Here is a 9,200-nt window from a genome sequence, read left to right on the forward strand (position 1 = left end):
GTAATGTCGAAGTCCTTGTATACGTCCATGATCAACTTCAAGATCTTAGCAAATTCGTCTTGAACTTGATCAAGAGCTACAAAGGTATGACCATCGTTCAAAGTCATTTCACGTACACGTTGAAGACCTGACAAAGCACCTGATTTTTCGTATCTGTGCATCATACCAAGTTCAGCAACACGAAGTGGCAAGTCACGATATGAACGAATGTGGTGCTTGTAAATTTGAATGTGTGATGGGCAGTTCATTGGACGAAGTTCAAGCATTTCACCATCACCCATGTCCATTGGTGGGAACATGTCATCACGGTAGTGTGCCCAGTGACCTGAGGTCTTGTAAGCGTCAAGGTTCATAAGTACTGGAGTGTAAACGTGTTGGTAACCATCAGCTACTTCACGGTCGATGATGTAACGTTCAACAACACGACGAATAGTAGCACCCTTTGGCATCCAGTAAGGAAGACCTGCACCAACCTTAGGATCTACGAAGAAGAGGTCAAGGTCACGACCGATAGTACGGTGGTCGCGTTCCTTAATTTCTGCACGACGCTTTAAGTCATCCTTCAATGCTGCTTCCTTGAAGAATGCAGTACCGAAGATTCTTTGAAGCATTGGGTTTGATGACTTACCTAACCAGTAAGCACCAGCTACTGACAAAAGCTTGAAGTGCTTGATCTTACCAGTGTTTGGAAGTAATGCGTCAAAACCAAAGTCTACGAAGTCGCCTAACTTGTAAGCGTCAACCTTGTCGCCTTCAACCTTCTTCAAAAGTTCACTCTTGTATGGGTCGTCCTTGTAGATATCTTCAAGTTCTGACTTGGCCATTTCAACGTGTTCAATTGCTTGACCACTCTTAACAAGCTTTTCCATAGCCTTTTCAAGTTCTGGCAATTCAGTAACCTTGATTTGGTCCTTCTTGTCAGTGTCAACGTAGAAGCCACCTTCGTCAGCTACGTGTTCACCTAAACGAAGTTCTGGGTACTTCTTCTTAGCAACAGCTTCAAGTGCAAATGCTGCAGTTGCTCTTAAGATATCCAAACCTTCTTCGTCTTTATCAGTAAGGATAGCAATTTCAACGTCGCTATCGATTTCGTAATCAAGTGGCTTAACTTGGCCATTTACCTTAGCACCAACAGCAGCTTTTCCAAGTGAAGTTGCGATTGATGAAGCTACATCTTTAACTGAAACGGCTTTGTCAAATTCTTTCTTTGAGCCGTCTGGTAAAGTAACTGAAAAACTCATAAAATTACCTCCAAAAAAAAATCCCAGTGCTCAATAGCACTGGGACGTTAATTGCGTGGTTCCACCCAAAATTCAGGTTAGCGTGTGTCTAACCTCTTATATTCGGATTGATAAAGGTATCCAACCTAAAATTTTAACTTTGGGAATAAACGATTGGGGTGAGCCTCTAATGAAGGACTTCCAGAACTAGGTCCCTCTCTCTGAAGCAAAGTTCATCATGTCTCGTTTAGTTAGTTTCAATTATACGCATTCGAGCTAGGGATGCAAGACCTTTTTAAAAATTAATGCAAAGAATTTCTGCGGTCAGGTCCTGGCACCACAATTTCTTTAGCCAAAAAGCGGACACGCTGCATCAGTCTTCTCGCCTTAACTGGGTCGGTCGCATTACGCGTTTCTTCAAAGTGTGACTGCAATGCTTCCATGTCCAAATTGGATGAGAAGAAGGTTGGCAAAACATTATCCATTCTTGCCTGCAAAATTACGCCTAAGACGTCATCACGTGACCATTGGCTGAGACTTTCGGCCCCAATATCATCCAGAATAAGCAAATCGCATTCGGATAATCTACGGATTTCTTCTTGCAAGCTAATTCGGCTATTATCGTCAAAGTGACTAGCAAGGCCGGCAATAAATGTTGGCACGTGCAAGAAAATGACATTTTTATTCATGTTGGTAACGACATAATTAGCAAGACCTGCCAAAATATAGGTCTTACCAACGCCGAAATCGCCTGAAAGATATAAACCTTTTTGGTGCGGGTCTTTTTTATACTTCTTCAAGAAATCATAAATTAAAGCAAGAACATTGTTCCGATCGTCTGTAACGTCAATTTCACTTAAACTAACGTCATGCAAACGAGCAGGCAAATCAATGAGCTGCAGCCGTCTTTGCGCTGCCTTTTTACGGTCTTGTGCAATCTTAGCTCTTGTCGGTGCATAGCGAATGTCGATTACCTTGCCGTTTAAAAATAGCTGCGGTGCATAACCGGCCATCACCTTGTTGGGATGCGTTTTTTGTGAATAAAATTCGTACAGATTCGACATGCTATTGCGAATCATCTTTTGATCGATTTTATCCGCATTTTGCTTAAGAAAAGCTTGCACATCAGGATCATGCAAGGCTTGATTCTCCAAAGTCTTTTCATCGCCTAAATTGCGCTGTTTAACAATTTGCTTGATCACATTGCCTATTGGTTCCATTTATTCACCTGCTTTCTTATTTATTGTTCAAATCTTTAAACAAGTCCTTCAATTGCGCAGTAGAAATACCGGAATTGGTATCCACCTTCTTCTTGCTCCAATCAGTGCCCTTTTCTACGCGCTTATTTTGATAGTTATAGTTTCTTCTGGATCTTCGATTATTGCCATTGCCAAAACTATCGCGACGTTTCTTCACGTACTGCAAAGCCTGAACCGCGGTTGCAACGCCATGTTGGAGCCAGTCGTTAGCAATCTTGTAGGCCAAGTTTGAGTTCACTACAGTATCGTAAGTCAAACAAGTATAGGTCAGAATATTGATCAAATCTTCTGGCAAACCATACTGGGTGTGCAAATTATTGATAATCTGCCGCTCGCCTGCACTGGCAATACCGCCCTTTTCTGTTTTTATCTTATACAAAAACTCAGCGGGTGAGCTTTCATTGGCTTCCTTGAGCAACTTCTTATCGTTGTCGTCCAAGCCCTTAATTGCAGCCAAAGCCTTTTTACGGCCTTCATTTACCTGCTTTTGCACGTGTTCTCTAGTGTTAATCCGTTTGTAGTTCTCAGCTAAAGTATTGCTAATGTCGCGCATGTTCAATTCATACGAACCATGAAGGCATGGCAAACTCTCATCCACGAATTCTTTTTCGGACAAGCCATACGTCTGCATCAAAGAGCGAATTTGATTCTTCTTATTATCAACTTCACTAGCTGGAATTTGATAAACCTCATATTGCTCTTTGATAAAGTCCCAATCGATTGCATCCCTGTCGTTAACTTGGGCCACCTCTTCTTCATGAACTTTGTTTTCTTTGGCGGCCTCAATTACATCGCTGGATGGAGTGATTGCTTCATCCCCCGGCAAACGGAACATATCAAAGAAATTAGCCGAAACATCGCGCGCATTCTTAATAGGCTTTTCCCGCAACTTAGCTTCTTTAGCGAACTTGTGGCTTAATTCATGAAAGGTTTCTTCGCCAACTTTTTCCTTAAGCAAACTTGCAAGAAGCGGCGTAGCGAAAAACTTATCAGCACTAGGCACTTTAAGCAATTTAAACACGATGACGTTATTAAAAACATTATCGGACAAAAATGTTTGAACTAACCCCACGGCCTCTAATTTATGAAGCGAGGTAAACATCGTCTTTAAGCTACAATCCAGTTGTTCTTGCAGCGAATAAATACCCTTAGAATCAGAAATAATGCCGTATGGATCATAATCACTGATTAAAGTCTGATATAAAGCCACCGCAACAGCACCAACTAATGGCTGATACAATTTGATCAATATTTGCCCGTCTTCAGGAAAAAGCGTAACTCGATTGGCTACATAATATAGATGCTTGGGATCAGATGTCTCAAACATTTTTAATTACCCTTTTCCTTTTTAGCCATCATGTCTTCCATAGTCTTCATAAAGCTAGACATGTCTTTAAATTCACGATAAATGGAAGCAAATCTAATGTAAGCTACATCGTCCAAGTCGGCTAATTCATCCATGACGTATTGACCGATCTTCTTAGATGAAATTTCGCTTACACCTTGTTTTCTAACTTTATTTTCGACATGGTCAACTAATTGTTCGAATTGTTCGCTACTAATCGGACGCTTTTGCCCTGCGGCCATTACACCATGCAAAATCTTCTTACGGCTGAACGGTTCACGCGTTCCGTCGTTTTTAATTACTAATAAAGGCGCCGTTTCAATACGCTCAAAGGTCGTAAAACGGAAACCACAGTTTTCACATTCTCGACGTCTTCTAATTGCCCGGTTTTCATCACTAGGACGTGAATCAATAACGCGGGAGGCATTTTGATGACAATTTGGACATTCCATAGCTATCCCTCTTTTTTGATTTTATTTAATAATTGTTCTAGTTTACTTTCTAGTTCTTTTATTGTACCAGTATTTTCAATTACAAAATCAGCCAATTGTGTTTTTTTAGACAACGGCATTTGGCTATTAATCCGCATTCTGGCTTCTTTATCAGTTAAATTATTTCTTTGTTTTAATCGCTCTATTTGAATAGATTCTGGCAAAGTAATTACCAACACACTATTGGCAATATGCTTCTTATCTAAGCCAGATTCAAAATAAACTGGTGCATCAAGGATAACCATATCTTCATTTTGATATGATGTTATCTTTTGTATTGTTTTATCGAAAATTAGAGGATGAGTCAACTGATTTAGTCTATTTAGCGCACTTTTATTACTAAAAACTAATTGACCGAGCTTTTTACGGTTAATCGTTTGGTCATCATTCAAATATTCTTCGCCAAAATTATCCTTAATTGCTTGCCAAGAAGCATTTTTTGGCTTCATTAAATCATGCGCTATTTCGTCACAGTCGACAATAGGAATATTTTGCTTTTTAAAAAATTGATCCGCGGTGCTTTTGCCTGTCGCAATCCCGCCAGTTAAAGCTAAAACGTATGTCATTTGTATATCACCTGACAATGTGGGCAAAAAGTAGTGCCTCTGCCTGAAACTTTAATTTTCTCAAAAGTCGTGCCACATCTAGGGCAGGCTTCACCAGCGTGGCCGTAGACTTGTAGCATCTTTTGGTAGCCACCGACTTCTCCGTTTGCATCCAAATAGCTATGAACAGTTGTACCGCGCTTTTCTATGGCAATTTTGATGGTTTCATTAATATTTTTACGCAGATCTTCTACTTTATCGGCAGGAATTTTGTTAGCCAAACTCAAGGGATGGATCTTGCTTTGCCACAAAGTTTCATCCACATAGATATTGCCTAAACCTGCAACAACAGTTTGATCGAGCAAGACATTTTTGATGTTCTTCTTTTTTCTCTTTAAGCTAGACAAAAAATACTGCTCACTAAATTCCGGCGTATTGGGTTCAACGCCCAGTTTACCGATGCCAGTTGTTTGTCGCTCGGTTCCGGTCAAAACTAGCTGCATACGGCCAAATTTGCGCACATCGTTATAACGCAAGGCAGTGCCGTCGGTAAAAATAAATTCTACGTGATCATGCTTGTCTTTAGGCGCTTCCGGCGTAGTTAAATGATACTTTCCTTCCATGCGTAAGTGCGACACAATTGTTAAATTATCATTCAAGCGAATCAATAAATACTTGGCATAGCGGTCGATACGAATAATCTTTTTGCCTGGCAGTTCATTGATAAACTTGTCATGGTCCGTCGCAACGATTTTTGGATACCACAGAATTACTTTTTCAATTGTCTTTCCTTTAATTAAAGGAGTTAAAGTTCTCCGAACAGTTTCAACTTCGGGCATTTCAGGCATCTAATCACCTACTTTGCATCGTACCAATTGTGGCCCCAACCAGAATCAGCAATTAGTGGCACATCAAGCTTAACTGCTGATTGCATTACTTCTGGCACAATCTTCTTGATTGTTTCAAGTTCATCTTTTGGCACGTCAAAAATTAATTCGTCGTGCACCTGAACTACCATCTTGGTCTTGAGGTGCAATTCATCAAGCTTCTTTTGCATGTTAATCATGGCAATCTTGATGATATCGGCAGCTGAACCTTGGATTGGTGAGTTGATGGCGGTTCTTTCAGCGAAGGCACGCACGGTGTACTTCTTAGCGTGAATATCTGGCAAGTATCTGCGACGGTGCATAATTGTTTCGGCATAGCCTTTGTCACGCGCTTCTTGCACAGCCTTATCCATGTAATCCTTGATTTGAGGATATTGTTCGAAGTAGTTGTCGATAAATTCTTGGGCACGTTTTCTAGAAATGCCTAAGTTCTTGGACAAACCGTAATCGGAAATACCATAAACGATACCGAAGTTAACAGCCTTAGCGTGACGACGCATCAGTGGCGTTACTTGATCTGGTGATCCCAAGTGGAAAATCTTCATCGCGGTGTGTGAGTGAATATCGTATCCGGTCTTGAAGGCCTCTTGCATGTTTTGATCGCCAGAAACGTGGGCCAAGACACGAAGCTCAACTTGTGAATAGTCGCAAGAGAAGATGTAGCCGTCTGGTTCACTTGGCACGAAGGCCTTTCTGATTTGCTTTCCTTCTTCAGTGCGGGTAGGGATATTTTGCAAGTTAGGATCCACACTAGAAAGTCGACCAGTTGCAGTCAAAGTCTGCAAGTAACGTGTGTGCACGCGGCCATCTGGTTGAATGACGTCAAGCAGACCCTTTACATAGGTAGATTGAATCTTGGCAATTTGACGATAGTCCAAAATTTCGCTAACGATTGGGCTTTGCGTCTTCAATTGATCAAGTACTTCAACTGAAGTTGAATAACCAGTCTTGGTCTTCTTGATGACTGGCAAACCAAGCTTTTCAAACAAAATGTGACCTAATTGCTTTGGTGAGTTCAAGTTGAACTTTTCACCGGCTTGGCCATAAATCTTGTCTTCGAGTTCCTTCAATTTAACGGCAAATTCATTTTGCAGTTGAATTAAAGTACTTGCTTCGACCTTCATCCCGTTCATTTCCATTCTGGCTAAAACGCGCGCGGTTGGGATTTCGATCGTATCAAACAAGGCATCTTGTTCGTGGTCTTTGAGCTTTTCAAGCAGAGTCTTCTTGAGCGATTCAATGGCGTTGACCTTGGAAGCTAAGTGGTTGAATAATTCATCATCGTCATCAGGGATGTGTTCACTCTTACCTTTGCCGTAGACTTCAAGGTCGGTCTTAACGGAATAATCCCCATAAAGATGGGCAATTTCACCAAGATCATTAGAGTTGTTTTCATTATTAACTAGATATGAGGCTAAAAGCATATCATAATCAAGGCCGTGCGTATGAATGCCTAAACGATGAGCCCCAACCATGGATCTCTTTAAGTCAAAGACGTTCTTCTTGATCTTTTCATCTTCTAAGATGTGCTTGATATTGTCTTCTTCAAGCAATTCCACGTCTCTTGAAACATAAATCTTGTCGTTAATCTTCAAGCTGAAGCCAACAAAAGGAGCTAAGTGATAGTTAGCACCGAGCATTTCTAAGTAAAACTCAATGGTGTCATCTTCAGTAGCCTTAACATCCTTAACGTTGTCGTCGTTTAAAACGATGTATTCTACTTTTTCAACTTCAGTACTATCTTGACCAGCACCTGAAGCATTTAGGTCAGCTAAGAACTTACGGAAGTTCATCTTTTCATAGAATTGACGCAGCTTTTCATAATCAACTGGCTGACGTTTTATATCATCAATATCCAGAGTTACTGGTGAATCACGGTCAATAGTTGCTAACTTTTTAGCTAAAAATGCTTTGTCCTTATCGTTGATCAAGTTTTCTTTCAGCTTGGACTTCTTCATTTCGTCGATATGATCGTAAATCCCTTCAACGGAACCGTATTTTTGAATCAAACGTGATGCAGTTTTAGGGCCAACTTTTGTAACACCTGGATAATTATCTGAACTATCACCCATTAAGGCCTTCATGTCGATGAATTCGGTTGGAGTTACCCCATTAACTTCCTTCATATGTTCTGGTGTATAAGCTTCAAGTTGAGAAACACCAGATTTAGTTACTTCGACAGTCGTCTTGTCGGACGCAAGTTGGGTCAAGTCGCGGTCACCAGTTACGATCGTGGTTGTGAACCCGGTCTTTTCACCCTTCGCAGCAAAAGTACCAATGATGTCATCTGCTTCATAATTCTTCAATTCATAAGTTTTAATACCTAAGTCATGAAGCATTTCTTGAATATAAGGCATTTGTTCGAGCAACTCTTCTGGAGTTTTGGCACGTCCACCTTTATATTCCCCATACATTTTTGTTCTAAAAGTGACTTTTCCTGCATCAAAAGCTACCAATACGTGGGTTGGATCAACGTCTTTTAAAAGGACATCGAGCATGTTCTTAAAAGCGTAAATGGCATTAGTGTGCAGGCCGTCCGGACTCTTGAAAGATTCTAGTTGACGATAAAGAGCGTAAAAGGCTCTGAAAGCTACAGAGTTACCATCGATTAGAAGTAATTTTTTATCTGCCATTTTATTCCCCTTTTATAAAAATTGTTCTCTATACTTACTTATCTATTTTACCAGTTTAATTGGTAGGATTTTAGTAGGATGTTTGATTGTAGTTTTCTTCCCGTAAATTAAATATAAATCTTTCTTTATGTTTTATATTTAATTGACTTTAATCACACTATTATTTTCCTCTTAAGTTAGATAAAATCAGCATATTTAGTAAAGTTGGTGTAAAATTCGGCTTTATTTACATTTCCCTTAGATTAAATAAAGACCTACCAACTACTAAAACTTTTAAATTAAACTTTCAAAAATTCATATTTCTCTTAAGTTAAATAAAAACCAAACAGCCTTTTAATGGTTGCTTGATTCTATTCATTTACTCATTATCAACAAGATTTGACAAAGAGCCTTAAAAACTTAAGGAGGTCAACATTCAACACAACTATTCTCATGAGTTAAAAAAATAAAAATGCTATAGTTACACTTTACATTTCCATTGGGATAAATAATAAGTCATAGCTATTATATCATTTAAAAATTTGAATGCTTTTTTTCAAGATTCAACTCCAAAACAAAAAAGCCCTAACTGGGACTTTCTTTAAACATCTAATCTCTCAAAGCACGATTGCCAATATCATGGCGGTAGAAGCAATCTGGCAGCTCAAGCTTACTCAAATAAGAATACACATTATCCTGCGCCTGGACTAGATTATCGGCTTCCGAAATCACCATGAACAGGCGGCCACCATCACCTATCAGATTATCCAAATTACCTTTCACGTTGGCATAATCGATATAAGTATTAGTGCCGTGAGGCAACTTGCCGATCTTCACATTA

The 9,200-nt window shown here is 39.8% G+C and carries 8 protein-coding genes; all 8 read right to left on the reverse strand.

Going from position 1 to position 9,200, the window contains the following annotated elements; all coding sequences use genetic code 11:
• The coding region (gene thrS / locus WS44_RS08900; protein WP_046434062.1) for a threonine--tRNA ligase at positions 1 to 1,241 on the reverse strand (1,241 nt) is incomplete at its 3' end.
• 281 nt (positions 1,242 to 1,522) lie between these two features.
• Positions 1,523 to 2,440, reverse strand: a complete 918-nt coding sequence (gene dnaI, locus WS44_RS08905) for a primosomal protein DnaI (protein WP_013438408.1) — start codon at positions 2,438 to 2,440, stop codon at positions 1,523 to 1,525.
• Positions 2,441 to 2,456: 16 nt separating this feature from the next.
• Positions 2,457 to 3,806, reverse strand: coding sequence for a DnaD domain protein (locus tag WS44_RS08910; protein ID WP_046434063.1), 1,350 nt, complete (start codon positions 3,804 to 3,806; stop codon positions 2,457 to 2,459).
• Positions 3,807 to 3,808: 2 nt separating this feature from the next.
• On the reverse strand, positions 3,809 to 4,276 hold the full coding sequence (nrdR, locus tag WS44_RS08915; protein ID WP_013438410.1) for a transcriptional regulator NrdR: 468 nt from the start codon (positions 4,274 to 4,276) through the stop codon (positions 3,809 to 3,811).
• A gap of 2 nt (positions 4,277 to 4,278) precedes the next feature.
• Positions 4,279 to 4,881, reverse strand: a complete 603-nt coding sequence (gene coaE / locus WS44_RS08920; protein WP_013438411.1) for a dephospho-CoA kinase — start codon at positions 4,879 to 4,881, stop codon at positions 4,279 to 4,281.
• On the reverse strand, positions 4,878 to 5,708 hold the full coding sequence (gene mutM / locus WS44_RS08925) for a bifunctional DNA-formamidopyrimidine glycosylase/DNA-(apurinic or apyrimidinic site) lyase (protein WP_046434064.1): 831 nt from the start codon (positions 5,706 to 5,708) through the stop codon (positions 4,878 to 4,880). Before mutM ends, coaE begins: the two co-directional genes overlap by 4 nt.
• 8 nt (positions 5,709 to 5,716) lie before the next feature.
• Positions 5,717 to 8,380 (reverse strand): DNA polymerase I, encoded by a 2,664-nt coding sequence (polA, locus tag WS44_RS08930; protein ID WP_046434065.1) that lies wholly within the window; start codon positions 8,378 to 8,380, stop codon positions 5,717 to 5,719.
• Between the two features lie 588 nt (positions 8,381 to 8,968).
• Positions 8,969 to 9,200, reverse strand: a 232-nt coding sequence (locus WS44_RS08935) for a phosphoribosylglycinamide synthetase C domain-containing protein (RefSeq protein ID WP_288145733.1), incomplete at its 5' end; no start/stop codon positions are given.

Origin of the sequence: Lactobacillus sp. N54.MGS-719 (assembly GCF_000980505.1) — a bacterium.
Taxonomy (GTDB): domain Bacteria; phylum Bacillota; class Bacilli; order Lactobacillales; family Lactobacillaceae; genus Lactobacillus; species Lactobacillus amylovorus.